This window comes from Acinetobacter sp. RF15B, assembly GCF_007558235.1.
In the GTDB taxonomy this organism is placed as follows: Bacteria; Pseudomonadota; Gammaproteobacteria; order Pseudomonadales; family Moraxellaceae; genus Acinetobacter; species Acinetobacter lwoffii_C.
On the sequence record NZ_VLSR01000019.1, the window covers coordinates 15995 to 30364 of the forward strand.

General features: G+C 42.2%; 13 protein-coding genes and 1 pseudogene. 8 read left to right on the top strand and 6 right to left on the bottom strand.

Features of this window, described 5'->3' with window-relative positions:
- Window positions 1-40: 40 nt before the first annotated feature.
- Window positions 41-1492, bottom strand: a complete 1452-nt coding sequence (gene aspA, locus E2K74_RS12035; protein WP_151207863.1) for an aspartate ammonia-lyase — start codon at window positions 1490-1492, stop codon at window positions 41-43.
- Between the two features lie 485 nt (window positions 1493-1977).
- On the opposite strand from aspA, the pseudogene E2K74_RS14900 reads away from it, so the two are divergent.
- The 4 genes and pseudogenes from E2K74_RS14900 to E2K74_RS12055 form a co-directional block, all read left to right on the top strand.
- Window positions 1978-2142 (top strand): annotated as a pseudogene (locus E2K74_RS14900) (sodium:proline symporter); the annotation flags it as partial.
- 356 nt (window positions 2143-2498) lie between these two features.
- Complete coding sequence (gene trmA / locus E2K74_RS12040) at window positions 2499-3581, top strand: tRNA (uridine(54)-C5)-methyltransferase TrmA (RefSeq protein ID WP_151207864.1); 1083 nt, start codon at window positions 2499-2501, stop codon at window positions 3579-3581.
- A gap of 241 nt (window positions 3582-3822) precedes the next feature.
- Entirely contained in the window at window positions 3823-4047 is a 225-nt protein-coding gene (locus E2K74_RS12045) for a hypothetical protein (RefSeq protein WP_151203942.1), read from the top strand.
- 1196 nt (window positions 4048-5243) lie between these two features.
- Entirely contained in the window at window positions 5244-5804 is a 561-nt protein-coding gene (locus E2K74_RS12055; protein ID WP_151207865.1) for a lecithin retinol acyltransferase family protein, read from the top strand.
- 138 nt (window positions 5805-5942) lie between these two features.
- On the opposite strand, the gene E2K74_RS12060 is transcribed toward E2K74_RS12055, so the two are convergent.
- On the bottom strand, window positions 5943-6854 hold the full coding sequence (locus tag E2K74_RS12060; protein ID WP_151207866.1) for a bestrophin family protein: 912 nt from the start codon (window positions 6852-6854) through the stop codon (window positions 5943-5945).
- 66 nt (window positions 6855-6920) lie between these two features.
- The gene (locus E2K74_RS12065) at window positions 6921-8645 is read right to left on the bottom strand and encodes a glutamine--tRNA ligase/YqeY domain fusion protein (RefSeq protein WP_151207867.1); all 1725 of its coding nucleotides are present in this window, start codon (window positions 8643-8645) and stop codon (window positions 6921-6923) included.
- 433 nt (window positions 8646-9078) lie between these two features.
- On the opposite strand from E2K74_RS12065, the gene E2K74_RS12070 reads away from it, so the two are divergent.
- Window positions 9079-9588 carry a peptidylprolyl isomerase gene (locus E2K74_RS12070; RefSeq protein ID WP_151203938.1) on the top strand — a complete coding sequence of 170 codons (510 nt, stop codon included), beginning with the start codon at window positions 9079-9081 and terminating at the stop codon, window positions 9586-9588.
- Between the two features lie 112 nt (window positions 9589-9700).
- Window positions 9701-10420, top strand: a complete 720-nt coding sequence (locus E2K74_RS12075; RefSeq protein ID WP_151207868.1) for a UDP-2,3-diacylglucosamine diphosphatase — start codon at window positions 9701-9703, stop codon at window positions 10418-10420.
- Between the two features lie 33 nt (window positions 10421-10453).
- Here E2K74_RS12075 and E2K74_RS12080 read toward each other — a convergent pair whose 3' ends face one another.
- Entirely contained in the window at window positions 10454-10672 is a 219-nt protein-coding gene (locus E2K74_RS12080) for a transposase (RefSeq protein ID WP_151207871.1), read from the bottom strand.
- A 663-nt stretch (window positions 10673-11335) separates the two neighbouring features.
- Between E2K74_RS12080 and nfsB the strand changes: the two genes are divergently transcribed.
- Together nfsB and E2K74_RS12090 are read left to right on the top strand one after the other, a co-directional pair.
- Window positions 11336-11989, top strand: coding sequence for an oxygen-insensitive NAD(P)H nitroreductase (nfsB, locus tag E2K74_RS12085; RefSeq protein WP_151203935.1), 654 nt, complete (start codon window positions 11336-11338; stop codon window positions 11987-11989).
- A 102-nt stretch (window positions 11990-12091) separates the two neighbouring features.
- Window positions 12092-12319 (top strand): hypothetical protein, encoded by a 228-nt coding sequence (locus E2K74_RS12090; protein WP_149494638.1) that lies wholly within the window; start codon window positions 12092-12094, stop codon window positions 12317-12319.
- Here the strand turns inward: E2K74_RS12090 and E2K74_RS12095 are convergent.
- Both E2K74_RS12095 and fba read right to left on the bottom strand, forming a co-directional pair.
- The gene (locus E2K74_RS12095) at window positions 12282-13136 is read right to left on the bottom strand and encodes a DMT family transporter (protein WP_151207873.1); all 855 of its coding nucleotides are present in this window, start codon (window positions 13134-13136) and stop codon (window positions 12282-12284) included. The genes E2K74_RS12090 and E2K74_RS12095 overlap by 38 nt on opposite strands.
- An 85-nt stretch (window positions 13137-13221) precedes the next feature.
- Complete coding sequence (fba, locus tag E2K74_RS12100; RefSeq protein ID WP_151203763.1) at window positions 13222-14259, bottom strand: class II fructose-bisphosphate aldolase; 1038 nt, start codon at window positions 14257-14259, stop codon at window positions 13222-13224.
- Window positions 14260-14370 lie beyond the last annotated feature (111 nt).

Consider the following 14370-nt stretch of genomic DNA (forward strand, 5'->3'; position numbering starts at 1 on the left):
ATGGTTAAAATCAGTACTTTTTGATTAAAACCCAGAAATTTTAAGACACCTGTTCTAGTGGGCTCACTTCATTGGGTACTTCTGAAACCAGATTTTCAAAAGCGAAGATTTCATCCAGCTGCTGTTCAGTCAACAGGCCCAGCTCCAATACAACTTGTGGAACAGTTTTATTTTCACGGATACACTGTTTTCCGATTTCATCACAGGCTGCATGTCCCAATAGCGGATCAAGCAGAGTGATAATTCCAATACTGCGCATTACAGCATCCAGACAGTTCTGTTCATTAACTTCAATGCCTTCAATACATTTTTGCTGTAAGGTCTGCATCCCTTGAGTGAGCAATTGAATTGATTCATTCAGAGAAATGGCGATCACAGGTTCCATGACATTGAGTTGTAATTGGCCTGCTTCTGCTGCCATGGTAATGGTCAAGTCATTCCCAATGACACGGAAGGCAATCTGGTTAACGACTTCTGGAATAACCGGATTGACCTTGGCGGGCATAATAGATGAACCCGCCTGTAATTCTGGTAAACGGATTTCCGCCAGACCTGTACGCGGTCCAGAGCTTAAGAGACGCAAGTCATTACAGATTTTAGAGAGTTTCACCGCCAGACGTTTTAAACTGCTAGACAGAATAATAAATGCCCCACAGTCGCTGGTGGCTTCTACATAATCTTCAGCTTGTTTTAAAGGCAGGCCTGTAATTTTCGCTAAATTTTCGATCACATGCTTGGCATAACCTGAAGGCGTGTTGACACCGGTTCCAATTGCAGTAGCTCCCAGATTCACCTCAAGCAATAACTGGCGCAGTTGCTCAATCAGCTTAAAATCTTCCTTTAATAAAGTTGCAAAAGCCCGGAATTCCTGCTCCATGGTCATTGGCACTGCATCCTGCAACTGGGTACGCCCCATCTTGATCACATGCTGAAATTCAAGCGCTTTGCTATATAGGCTCTCAGTTAAGGATTTAAGCGCAGTTAAGAGCTCATCTATTCGAGTATATGTGGCCAGACGCAAAGCCGTAGGATAGACATCATTGGTAGACTGGGAAGTATTCACATGATCATTCGGATGAAGAAGCTGGTACTCTCCTTTACTATGCCCCATCAGCTCCAGCGCCCGATTAGCAATAACCTCATTGGCATTCATATTCACGGAAGTACCCGCACCGCCCTGATAAGGATCAAGTGGAAATGAAGCCTTCCAGTCTTGCGGCCGCTGAATCAGCTCATCACAAGCTTGCTGAATAGCAATACTTTGCTGTTTTGAAATTTTCTGAAAATGCAAGTTACTTTGGGCCGCAGCTTTTTTAACCTGTGCCAGAGCACGAATAAAATGAGACTCCTGGCCCACTACCAATCCTGAAATCTGAAAGTTTTCAAGCGCACGTAAAGTGTGAATTCCATAATAACTGTGCTGTGGTATGTGTTTCTTCCCCAATAAATCCTGTTCAATCCGGGTAGATTCTAGTTGAAGCATATTGTCCATGTAATATTACTCTTGGCGATGATGCACCCCTACGGTGCGGATTTACTATGCGTAGCTGGGCCTGGAATAAAGCAGGCTTTTTCAACAAAATTTGCTACAAATTATATCTAATTTAAGCTTCTTGTTAACTTTGTAATTTTATGTAACAAAAAACTTAAAAGCCAGTAACTTTTTCATACCATTCAAAAATACCCGTCATTAGCCAGAATATAGACAAAATTAGTCTTGGAAAGCATCTTTTCGGCATTTAAAATATATTTTCAAAAACAAAATATTTACAATAAATATACACAAAAACCGCTAAAATGTTGCGAAATGTAAATATCCAACCTTATTTACGGCACTGGCTCATGATTTTGGTACATAAATCATCCAGATGTTGCTTTTATTTTTTTAAGGATGCTTGCCTATAACTTCTCTAAGTTTCAGCCTGATGACTTTCATACTTTAGATGATTGCCAGGATCAATCAGTTTACATGCCTAGCGTGCAAGCTCCAGTTTTGCTGAATATATTCTGAGCCAAGGGAGTCTGGGCAGTCTAGTCACCACACTTTTGGCCAGAGCGATTGATCTGTCTGGTTTATCCGCAGTCTGGATTGCGGTAGATTTGATTGTTGGAGCATGGTTGAACTGGTTGCTGCTCGCCGGACATAGAGTTAGTAGGCGCGCATACAAAATATCGGAACCATGGCGTTATCGCTGGCTGCAACTACAATCCTTCTATATATTTGCATTGGGGGGCTTTCTGACCAGATGTTATTTTTATTTTCTTAGCCATGTCCAGCGAAGCTGTAGATGCATGGGTAATGCCAGCCTGATGACCATGTCGGATTAATCAGCCCTTTTAAGCAAGTCTTTCTTTTGCTCTTGATGGCCAAGTTTCTCCCCTTAGAAGATTCGGTCTTTTTATACAGCCTTCCCCGTGTTTGCCTGAATAATCTTAGGCAGATCAGCAAATTTTTGCTACCATCTCGACTTTCAAGTATTTGCGATGTTTTAGTGCATATGACCTCATCTTATCAGCAACAACTGGATGCCAAAGTTGAACGTATTCGGACGCAATTTGCCGAGTATCAACCACCTGCTTTAGAAGTATTTGAATCTCCAGAACAATACTATCGCATGCGTGCTGAATTCCGTATCTGGCATACTGAAGATGACCTGTTTTATGCCATGTTTGAACGAGATGAAAATAATAATAAAAAAGTCATCCGTATTGACACGTTCCCAATTGCCGATCGGCGCATTAATGAGTTAATGCCCCAGCTCCTCCAAGCATTTAAGGCAGATCCAATTCTGGGGACACGCCTGTTTGAAGTGCATTTTCTGGCGACCTTAAAGGGCGAAGTTCTGGTGTCTCTGATTTATCATCGCAAACTCGATGAAAGCTGGGAACCTGCGGCAAAAGCACTGGCTGAAAAACTCAATATCAAACTGATCGGTCGTAGCCGTGGACAAAAATTTGTGCTCTCTGACGAATTCGTGATTGAAGAACTGGCTGTATTTGATCGCCGTTATCAATATAAGCAGATTGAAAGCAGCTTTACGCAGCCTAATGCGCAAGTTTGTCAAAAAATGCTGGAATGGGCATGTGAGGCTGCAGAGCAATCTGATAAAGATTTACTGGAACTGTATTGTGGAAATGGCAATTTCACCCTGCCACTCTCCACCAGATTCCGCCGCGTGTTAGCCACCGAACTGGCCAAATCTTCTGTGTATGCCGCTGAATGGAATATCGAGCAGAACCATATTGATAATATTCAGGTGGCTCGCCTGTCTGCTGAGGAGTTTACCCAGGCCTATAAAGGTGAGCGTACTTTCCGCCGCTTGCAGGAAGCCCAAATTGATATTTCAAGCTATGACTTCAGTACCATTTTTGTCGATCCGCCACGTGCCGGTATAGATGCTGAAACACTTAAACTGTTGCAGCACTTTGAACGAATTATCTATATTTCATGTAATCCGGACACATTACATGACAATTTAAAACAATTGACCCAGACCCATAAAATTAGCAAATTCGCCCTGTTCGATCAGTTTCCTTATACCCATCATATCGAGTCAGGTGTACTGCTAGAAAAGCGTTAATACTTTGTTTCAATTTATTTTTTAGTTACACAAATGGAGCCTAAGGAGGCTCCATTTTTTATTTTAAAAATTAGATACTTACATGAGTTAAAAGGGTTTTCAATCAAGAAATATCGTTGAGAACTAGCTTCTCTATCGGAAATTCAAACGACTGTTTGCTGCTTTTATCGCACAGCTTGGCTTGCTTTATTTATTATATTGGCTATATTTCATTCTATGTTAGGTTGTGTATGAAGGCTCTATGAGTTTTTGGCAAAAGTTGTTTTCTGATGAACAACAGAATGATCACAAGAATCAAATTGCTTGTGTTGAAAATGATTGCTCTTGCAAGACAAATGAACAGCTTCTTGAAGCACTATCTAAAGCAACTGAGGAAGATGTTATTATCGGAATCAAAAAGGTTCTCGCTTCTCGCGGCTATAGCCGTAAAGAACTTAATGAACTTCAGCACCTGCCGCTGCAATAAGCAGCTTAGGTCACTTAAAAAAAGCATTTGCGCCAGCAAATGCTTTTTTTATCACTGAACTTTAATTTTCTGATGTACTTTTAGGAGCTGTCTCCCAACTATCTTGAGAAAATCTGGCTTACTTCCCCATTATTCTGGTGTGACTAAAAGCTATGCATTGAGAGATAATCAGTGCCAATAGATTAAAGATCTGTTCCCTGAATCACTGGGTACTGTTGGAGCAAGCGCCAACGACAACTACTTATTTAAAGCAGGCCTATGGCAGAGGATGTTTGAAGTGTTGTCATATAAATAGTGACAATGAATATGCCATGTTAGACTCAACGACTGTACGTGCTCATCAACACAGAGCTAGAAAAAACGAGCAGGCGATAACACGCAGTAAAAATGGCTTACACACTGAAATTCATCCCCATACCGATATTTGAGGCAACCTAACAGGATTTCTTCTGGCTGATGGACAGACTCATGATTTAAATGCTGCTGATGGGCTACTGAACTTATTAAGCCAGACTTGGCACATGGACGAGGCTTACAATTCCAGAGCACGGGTGCTTGATCCAATTTATAAAATCAATGGTTAGGTTGATACCATCTAAAAATAACGCGATTAATCCACCTGATTATGATCGACATCTTTATAAAGCAAGACATCTGATCGTTTTTTTTGCCAAGCTCAAAAAGCGGAGTATTGCGACACCTTATGATAAATTGGCTCAAAACCTCCAGCAGCAATTTATCTGGTTTGAGCAATCTCTCCCTAGATACCTTAGGTCATTTCCCACGGCAGGTACTGCTGTTTAACGTTCAGAAAAACTTGAAGTAAACACCAAGGCCGGTTGACACTTCTTCTATACTTACAAGGTGAGAGTTCTATCTCGCCAGACTTTTCGCTGCTTTATATAAGCTAAAAAATATGCTTGTCCCCTTATGCTGTGACCAAAGCAATGCTTTACTCCTGCTCATGTAGCCAAATCCATTTATGCATTCTACCTTGCTTAGGCTATTTACTTATTTCATCCCAGCTCTTTTTATTTAGAGGACAATATTGCATGTCCAGACTTTAAAGTGGTTTAGATCCTTCCACAGCTCATCAATTATCATCAGATTTACTAGTTAAAATGTCGATTAATTCACAAAAAAACAGTACACTTAAGCTTTAAAATACACTTGTTATTAAATGGTTTAATCTTTACATGCAGCAGACTAAACGGTTTCCCATAGGAGCGCATCTTATGGTGAAACATTTCGGTTATACTCATCACGGGATTTATGCCGGGCGTGGTCGTGTAATCCACTATTCCGGATTTGCGCATTTATTTAAGAAACATCCGATTGAAATAACGTCTATTGAAAAATTCAGCCACGGCAAGCCGATTCAAATCCAGTATTATAAATCAGCTAAATATACAGGCCGTAAAGCAGTCCGCCGCATGCGTTCTAGAATGCATGAAAATAACTATCACCTGATTATCAATAATTGCGAACACTTATGTACTTGGGCCATTACTGGCATGGAAAGCAGCCCACAGGTTATTCGCATGATGAATCGTCTAACCACCATCGGTTATATCAGCTCCATGGTGAGCTTTATGAACAGCATGTTCCTGACCCTTACCACCACCAGCTTCGCGCTTGCGCTCTATATTAAAAAGAAGCTCCATGACAAAGCTAAAATGCGTGTGCAGCAATATCGTGACTTACAGGAGCAGATCAAGAGCAAACGCCCGGATCTGGGCAATATGAAACATCGCTAAAGCTTGGCGTTAAAATATACAGTGAATATTTTCCGCATCAAGCTGGCTCAATACAATACTGATTAAATGACAGCAAGGCATTTAGCTCTGACCGATCACTCAATCCAAAAGAATCACTTGAATCAAGCCCGCATTTTCTTAGGTTAAATAGACTTTCTTAGACTGAATCGCCTCAGGTAGGGCCTGTCCTAATGAGCTTAATGTTTCGCGCTCAACCAGCCGGACTATCGAATCCAAAGGCAGGTCATTATCCTGAAGCCCGAAAGGCTCTTCCAGTTCAGAACTCAGCTCATCCAGCCCCAAGAACAGATAAGCAATCAGCGCAACCAGAATCGGCGTCCACAGGCCCAGACTGGCTTCCAGACTAAATGGCAAGATGAAGCAGAAAGAATAGACAGCCCGGTGCAACAACACCGAATAGGAAAATGGCAGCGGTGTCGACAGAATACGGTCACATCCTGCCTGAACATTGCCTAAGGCCACTGTATGCTGATTCAGACTATTATAAATGATATCCGTGATCTTGCCCTGCCGATATTGCTGAACTAAATCTTTCTGGATCTGCTCCAGAACCCATTGCGAAGCATTCATATGGGTGGGTAACTGTTCAAATGAATTAGACTCAAACTGTGTACTGGACTGATAATGCTGAATACTTTGCTGCTGCTGCCTTAAGCGGTCACGCAGAAGATGGGTAAATAACATCATCCGATATAATAAAACTTCACGTGTTTGATCATCGAGGACATAACTATCACGGCATAAATGGCGGGTTGTGGCAATTAAGGCGCCCCATAACTTGCGCCCTTCCCACCAGCGGTCGTAACTGGCATTATTTCTAAAGCTTAAAAATATCGACAGAATGACCCCGAAAATAGTAAAGCCAATGGCTGGAACTGCCGGTAAAGTGAGAAAGTGTGCCTGCCGCAGATAGACCAATGTACCTGATAGAAAAACCACCAGAACCAAAGCCGGCAGAACTTTAGGCAAAATCGTGCCATGCCATGCAAATAACAAACCAAAGCTATTACTTTTATCACGAACAATCATTGAGTCTTTCCTGCTGCATCGAAAAAGCCCAACCGGAGTTGGGCTTTTTAAAAAATTCAGAGCAAATTATTTGCCAGGCTTAAAGCTGTCTCTCAAGTCCAGAATACGGTTAAATACCGGTTTTTCGCTTGAGTGATCATATTGATCTGCTACAAAATAGCCTTCACGTTCAAACTGGAAGCGATCTTCCGGCTTTGCCTGTGCCAGTGCTGGTTCAATCACAGCCTGAACCACTTTTAATGAATCAGGATTTAAATTTTCCAAGAAGTCATCACCGACATCTGGATCAGCGACACTAAACAGACGGTCATAAATACGCACTTCTGCAGGAACACCTTTAGTCGCCGATACCCAGTGAATCACCCCTTTCACCTTACGGCCTTCAGGATTTTTACCCAGAGTTTCCGGGTCAATTGAACATTTCAGCTCGACCACTTTACCGCTATCATCTTTAATGACTTCATCACACTTGATCACATACGCATGGCGTAAACGCACTTCACCACCCGGGATCAGGCGTTTAAAGCCTTTTGGCGGCTCTTCTTCAAAGTCCTTACGGTCAATGTAGATTTCTGCAGTCAAAGGAATGACACGCTCACCCATATCCACGTTCGGATGACGGGAATGGGTCAAATCCATATCCGCTGGCAGATTGGTTAAAGTCACTTTTAGTGGATTCAGTACCGCCATACCACGCGCAGCCGTATTTTCCAAAGACTGGCGGATGCAGTACTCAAGCATTGCCACATCGACAATACTGCCATCAATCTTAGACACACCCACACGCTTACAGAAATCACGCAGGCCTTCAGGCGTGAAACCGCGACGGCGCATACCCACCACCGTTGGCATACGAGGGTCATCCCAGCCATTCACATGACCGCCCTCAACCAGCTTACGCAGCTTACGTTTAGACGTAATCGTATAGTCGACATTCAAACGGCTGGATTCGTACTGATGCGGTACAGATGGAGACTTAACTTTTTCTACCACCCAGTCATAGAACGGACGGTGATCCTGGAACTCCAGAGTACACAGTGAATGGGTAATGCCTTCAATCGCATCTGATAATGGATGCGCATAATCATACATTGGATAAATTTTCCATTTATCGCCTGTCTGATGATGCGCTGAATGTAAAATACGATACAGGATTGGGTCACGCATATGCACGTTTGGAGAGGCCATATCAATTTTGGCACGCAGTACTGCCTGACCTTCTGCATATTCACCATTGCGCATTTTTTCAAAACGTTCCAGGTTTTCTGCCACACTGGCGTCACGGTATGGCGAGTTTTTGCCAAGCTCAACAAAATTACCACGGTTTAAGCGGATTTCTTCAGGTGTTTGCAGATCCACATATGCATCACCCTGTTCAATTAACTGAATGGCCCAGGTATAAAGCTGTTCAAAATAGCTCGATGCATAGCGAGGCTCGCCCTCCCACTGGAAACCCAGCCATTTTACGTCATTGGCAATCCCGTCTACATATTCCTGCTCTTCTGCATCCGGGTTGGTGTCATCAAAACGCAGATTACATACACCATTAAATTCTTGTGCAATACCGAAGTTCAAGCAAATCGCTTTCACATGACCAATATGCAGATAGCCATTTGGCTCAGGTGGAAAACGTGTCACTACCTGTTGGGTACGGCCGGCTTCCAGGTCATCTGTGATAATCTGGCGCACAAAATCCAAGCCCGGCTGTTGTTCCTGCTGCGCTGAATCGACTGCATTCTTGTTTTGGGTCGGGTTCTCGGGCAGAGATGCAACAACATCATTTGGCTTCATGATCAATCATTCACTTCTAAAATTAAAAAAGGATTAATGAAATCCAGTAGCACACTCAGTCTGCCTGTATTCATTAGATAAGTATTCCTTAGTTTAACTAGAGGTGGGTAATCTCTCAACTGTTAACTCTTGTATTTGATTTCAAAGCGGGCATTTTCAAAGTTAAAGCGGAGTTTAGCCAAGTTAATACTTAGGGCGTATGGTTTTTTATATGCCCTTCTGAATATTATTTATGCCAAACCTGTGATTGTAAGCAAAACTGGCCTTGATCACTTCAACAGAATGACTTGACAAAGCAAAGCCTAAATAAAATACGATTTAGATGTTTTAACAAAGAAAATAAGGTTTTTGCTTGCCTTGTCGTTTAGAGTTTGCTTATGCTTCTCACATTGAAATAAAACATGGCATCTGTCCATGATTAGGAGATTACCCAATGAGTTTTCCTCAAGTCGAATTAAACACCAATAAAGGTCGTATTGTTCTTGAATTAAACGCTGAAAAAGCACCTAAAACAGTGGCAAACTTCTTGCAATATGTACGTGACGGTTTTTATGATGGCGTAATTTTCCACCGTGTTATTGATGGTTTCATGATCCAGGGCGGTGGCATGGATGAAAACTTCAAAGAAAAAGCAACACGTGATGCGATTGAAAATGAAGCGGATAACGGTTTGAGCAATGAGGAAGGTACGATTGCAATGGCTCGTACTCAAGCACCTCACTCTGCTTCAGCTCAGTTCTTCATTAACGTGAAAAACAACTCTTTCCTGAACCACACTGGCAAGACTGCTCAGGGTTGGGGTTATGCCGTATTTGGTAAAGTTGTTGAAGGCATGGATGTTGTGAACGATATTAAAGGCGTTCGCACGGGTAACCGCGGCTACCACGCTGACGTTCCTTTAGAAAATGTTGTAATCGAATCTGCAAAAATCATTTCCGAATAAAAAAACAGTCCTCTCCGTTCTTTATGAGTTTTAAAGCATCGCTTTAAAACGGTATAAGAGAAAGTTTCTCAAAATGATGAAGGATTTAGAGAGGATTAAAAGGAAAAGATTCGTGACCTATCTGTTTATCTCGGATTTACATTTGTCACCTGATCACCCTCGACTTGTTCGGGGGTTTTTAGATTTATTGACGGCCTATCAGAACCAACAGACTCAACTCTATATTCTGGGAGACTGGTTCAATGCCTGGATCGGCGATGACTATACTGCACCATGGCTAGATGAAATAGTCGACCGATTAAAACAATTTACAGCCGCAGGTAATCAGATCTTTTTTCTGGCTGGAAATCGTGATTTTGTATTAGGCCAGAACTTCCTGCATCAGTTTTCCGGACAGCTCTTGGCCGATGTTCACAACCTTGAGATTGGTAGCATCCACTATCGGATTGAACATGGCGATACCCTGTGTACCGATGATATTGGCTATCAGCGTTTTCGTAAAATTATCCGCAATCCACTGCTCTTAGCTTTACTCAGGAAAACTCCGCTCAGCTTTAGAATGAAACTGGCCCATGGCTTTCGCAAGAAAAGCCAAGAATCTCAGCAGTTCAAAACCTATGAAGTTATGGATGTGAACGCATCTGCAGTAGACTCTGCGCTTCAAGAAGTAGAGGTGCTGATTCATGGCCATACGCACCGTGCGGCTATTCATCGGCTGGGACATAAAAAACGGATTGTTCTAGGAGACTGGAAGCTGGACCATGCTGAAATTCTGGAAATCCAGCCTGAACAAAATATTGAAAGCCTGAAACTAAAAAAGTGGCGATATTAATCAGCCACTTTTCTATTTCTGCACTGCCTCAATTCAACTTAAACGGTAAAGCTGGTTCACACCGGTATAGAAACTTCGACCATCCTGATTAAACTGGATTTCCTTACCGTTTGGCAACTGGATCATCTGACCCACTTCTACCCAGATAAACCCTTCCATCGTATTTTGCTTACGCTTTAAAGGGATTAGCTTTACGTTAATTTCATTGCCATCAGCGGCAGTGGCAATATGCCATTCATTGATCTTTTTCAAAATATTTACTCACATCAGATGAGCTTTTTGTGACTTTATACTTTATCGAGAGAGTAGTAACAACCTAGTCTATATTCTATGGTTAATAGATCTTATTTTAATTCAAATACTTGAACTAAAAAGTGAATCACAATCGGCTAAAAATAATAATAAAAGCAAGAATATTCCTTGCCTGAAGTGAAACTACTATAAGCTATTTTCAATCAAAAGTAAAATTACATTGTAATGACAAATGCATATCATATATTTCATGTTATTCTTGGAAGAGAGAAAATCTTTGAAATCGCATTCGCACGCTTAACCTGAAACCAAATTTTTATAACAATCTGCTTATATAGAGCCAGTTTAAGATCTAGCCGTGGATGGAACTATCCATCTATCAGGCCTAAATTTAGCAACCACTCAGCAAGGCATGGATTAAAATATAGTATCCATGTCTCGTGCAATGCCTTGGTCCTAAGGCTGCCAATAATATTAAATCCCTGTGGATTAGATCAATAAACTATTTGCTTTTTTCTCTTGCTAAGTTTTACGTTAGTCTTTATGCAAAATTAGGGTGTTAAAAACTTTGCCTCTGGCTGTTTTGTTGTAATAATCCTGTAATCAGAAAAAGATAGAAGCTTTCATTCTATTTTCCAGGTCTCAAGAAATTGGAGTCCATTCATGGATTTACTTAAAATTGCGCAAACCCGTTATACCACCAAAGCCTATGATCCGAACAAAAAGGTTCCTGCCGAGCAGTTTGAGCGTCTTTTAGAGGTATTACGCCTGACCCCATCTTCTATTAACATTCAGCCCTGGCATTTCTTTATTGCGGATGATGCAGCGGCCAAGCAACGTATTGCCAAGGCTCTGGTGGGTACGTATGCCTACAATGCCCCAAAAGTACTGGATTCGTCCCATACCATTTTATTCTGTACCAAAGCTGATATTGACGAGCTACATCTGAAAAACCTGTTAAAACGGGATGATCTTAATGGTCGTTTTAAAGATGAACATGCCAAAGAAGGTCAGAAAAATACCCGTAGCGGTTATGTAGATTATTATCGCAATGAAAAAGGCGATATTCAGCGTTGGGCAGAAAACCAGACTTTTATTGCACTGGGTCAAATATTACTGGCTGCAGGAATTGAAGGCATTGATGCTACCCCAATCGGTGGCTTTGATGAAAATATTATTAGTGACGAATTGCAGCTGGCTGAACAAGGCCTGATTCCTTCCGTACTGTTGACTTTAGGCTATCGCAGTGAAAATGACTTCAATGCCAAATTACCGAAATCACGCCTGCCAGCTGACTACATTTTCACCAAACTGTAAGCATTTTATGGTATAAAAGGGGTCTAGTGCCCCTTTTTATATCAATCCGGGCCTATTTTAATGATCACTCACCAGAATCTAGAATAAGAATAGAGGCCATGCATGTCGCTCCTTCAATCCAAGCCACTGAAATTTAAATGCCAGCCTTGCAATAAGGTTTATCTTCATTATTACAAGCCGAAACAGCGCCAATATCCGCACTGTCCAAGCTGTAAACAGGCCGGTTCACTACTGGGCACCATAGAAGCCGAAGATCTGCTGCGGCATCCGGTTGAGTTTGTCACTTCATATATTAAGCAGACATTGCATAAGCCAGGCAAATCACACTAATCATACCCAATATGAGACCAATTGTGCTTGCAGATTTTAAACGTTCTTTAAAGAAGACCAAGCCTGCAAGTACGCCAAAAACAACCACCAGAATATTCATGCCAGCAAAGACAATAGCCGGCGTATCCTTGAGCAATATGTGAGCCTTGACATAAAAGGCAATATTGGCAAAGTTGAGCAGTCCAAGAAATAAGCCTACTCCGATTTCCTGAGCTGAGCCTATGCTCTGATGTTTCACCACCAGATAAGCCATCGACACCATCAGAGCGCAGATAAACATCAGGTTTAAGGCTACGGCAAACTGCAAACCCAAGCTGGTGGTATATTTCAGCAATACATCAATCAGGGCATAACCAAACCAGACCAAAGCCAGATAGAGTATTCCCTGCCTTGAGCTTTCTGTCCCTTGACGATGGGACAACAAAATACACAGCACTGAAACTATGCCTAATATAATTCCCAGTATTTTTAGCTGGTTAAACTGCTCCTGAAAAATAAAATAAGCAGCGGCAAGCGATAAAACCACCGATAGACGCTGGGCGATTTCTGTTTTTAAAATACCGGCAGTCTGCAAGGACTTGGCCAAAAACAAAAAGACGCTCGGCAATAAAATACCCAGCGCCAGAATAAGCCACCACGGTGTCTGACGGATAGATATATGCTGAATATCCGGTTTAAACCAGAAAAAACATAATAAGCTGGCTGTAACATAATTCCAGCTAATCATATGTATCGGACTGAGCTGCCGGCGCTTGGCCACTTTCAATAATATAGAGACTGCAACGCTGCATAGAGCTGCAATAAAAATCAATTCCATCTGCGACTCTTCGGATAGTTTTAATTAGAATACAAAAAAGCCCACATATGCTGTGGGCCTTTTTTTATAAATGATCCACTCGGAATTATTTATAACGCTCAACCATTTTCTCTAAAGAGATTGGACGAATTTTGTCTGCATTACCCGCAGTACCAAAAGCTTCGTAACGGTCGATACAGATTTGTTTCATCGCATCCACAGTTGCACTGAAGAATTTACGCGGATCGAATTCGCTTGGTTTTTCAGCCATCATACGGCGCATCGCACCAGTTGATGCTAAACGCAGATCCGTGTCGATGTTAATTTTACGAACACCGTGCTTGATCGCTTCAACCAGCTGCTCAACAGGAACACCATAAGTTTCCTTGATATCACCACCATACTGGTTAATTACAGCCAGCCATTCTTGTGGCACAGAGCTTGAACCGTGCATTACAAGATGTGTATTTGGCAATGCTGCATGAATTTCTTTAATACGGTCAATTGCCAGGATGTCACCTGTAGGTGGACGGGTAAACTTGTATGCACCGTGTGAAGTACCCACTGCGATTGCCAGTGCATCGACATTGGTATCAGCAACGAAGCTACGCGCTTCTTCCACAGAAGTCAGAAGCTGAGAGTGGTCAAGTACGCCTTCAGCGCCTACTCCATCTTCTTCACCAGCCATACCTGTTTCAAGGCTACCCAAACAACCGATTTCACCCTCTACTGAAACGCCACATGCATGGGCCATCTGTACAGTACGGCGAGTCACATCAACGTTGTATTCATACGAGGTTGGTGTTTTACCGTCTTCGCCCAGTGAACCGTCCATCATTACCGAGGTAAAACCCAACTGGATAGAACGTTGACAGATGTCAGGACTTGTACCGTGATCCTGATGCATAACAACTGGAATATGTGGCCATTCTTCAATCGCAGCCAAAATCAGGTGACGCAAGAATGGAGCACCTGCATATTTACGGGCACCTGCAGATGCCTGTACGATCACTGGTGAGTTCGTTGCATCTGCTGCGAGCATGATTGCGCGCATTTGTTCCAAGTTATTTACGTTAAATGCTGGTACGCCGTAAGCATGTTCTCCGGCGTGATCCAAGAGCTGGCGCATCGAAATAAGAGCCATAATATCCTCCCAGGTAATGCCCCATATTCTACATGTTCAAGTATTTCAATACAGCCACAAAATACATTATTTTATAAAAAATCCCTGCTTTTGCAGGGATTTTTCGAATCA